Origin of the sequence: Mesorhizobium sp. M7A.F.Ca.CA.001.10.2.1, assembly GCF_003998575.1 — a bacterium.
Taxonomy (GTDB): domain Bacteria; phylum Pseudomonadota; class Alphaproteobacteria; order Rhizobiales; family Rhizobiaceae; genus Mesorhizobium.
Genome location: NZ_RZQY01001135.1, coordinates 1 through 957 on the forward strand (window position 1 = coordinate 1; position 957 = coordinate 957).

Sequence of the window (957 nt, forward strand, 5' to 3'; positions counted from 1 at the left end):
TTCCGGTTCTGGCCACGCAGATGGCCGATTTCGCCGGCAAATTGCCGGAATATCTGACCCGGCTGCAAAGCCTGATCACCTCGTTCGATCCGAAATGGCTGGAACAGAAGTTCGGCGTCAACGCCAACAGCTTGCGCGACGGGTTGAATTCGCTGCTGACCTCGGGCTTCGGCCTGGTCACCACCGTCTTCACCTCACTGTGGAGTTCCGGCATGGCGCTGGTCTCGGTGGTCAGCCTGTTCGTGGTGACGCCGGTGGTCGCCTTCTACATGCTGCTCGACTGGGACCGCATGGTGGCGGTCATCGACGGTTGGGTGCCGCGCGACAACGTCCAGACCGTGCGCGCCATCGCTCGTGACATCAACACCGCAACAGCCGGCTTCGTGCGCGGCCAGGGCACGCTGTGCCTGGTGCTGGGCGCCATGTATGCCACCGGGCTGACGCTGACCGGACTGAATTTCGGCATCCTCATCGGCCTGTTCGCCGGGCTGATTTCCTTCATCCCCTATGTCGGCTCGCTGACCGGGCTGGTGCTGGCCGTCGGCGTCGCCTTCGTCCAGTTCTGGCCGGACTGGACGATGATCGTCGCGGTCGCGGTCGTGTTCTTCATCGGCCAGTTCATCGAGGGCAACATCCTGCAGCCGCGGCTGGTCGGCAAGAGCGTCGGCCTGCACCCGGTATGGCTGATGTTTTCGCTGTTTGCCTTCGGTGCGCTGTTCGGCTTCGTCGGCTTGTTGATCGCGGTGCCGGCTTCTGCGGCCGTCGCCGTGCTGGTGCGGTTCGCCATTGCCCGCTATCTCGAATCGCCGCTCTACAAGGGCCGCGGCGCGGCACAGGTGCCGCAGCTCCCGGCCGATCGCGGCGGCGGCCACCGCACGCAACCGCGTCGCTGAAGTGACCGCCCAGCCAACCGACCCGCCACGCCAGTTGCCGCTCGATCTCGGCCATGGCACCGGC

1 protein-coding gene is annotated in these 957 nt (G+C 65.6%); it reads left to right on the forward strand.

Translation table 11 applies throughout. The features are described from left to right. Window positions 1-893: AI-2E family transporter (locus EN964_RS35670; protein ID WP_164776480.1), on the forward strand; the 893-nt coding region annotated here is incomplete at its 5' end. Between the last annotated feature and the right edge of the window lie 64 nt (window positions 894-957).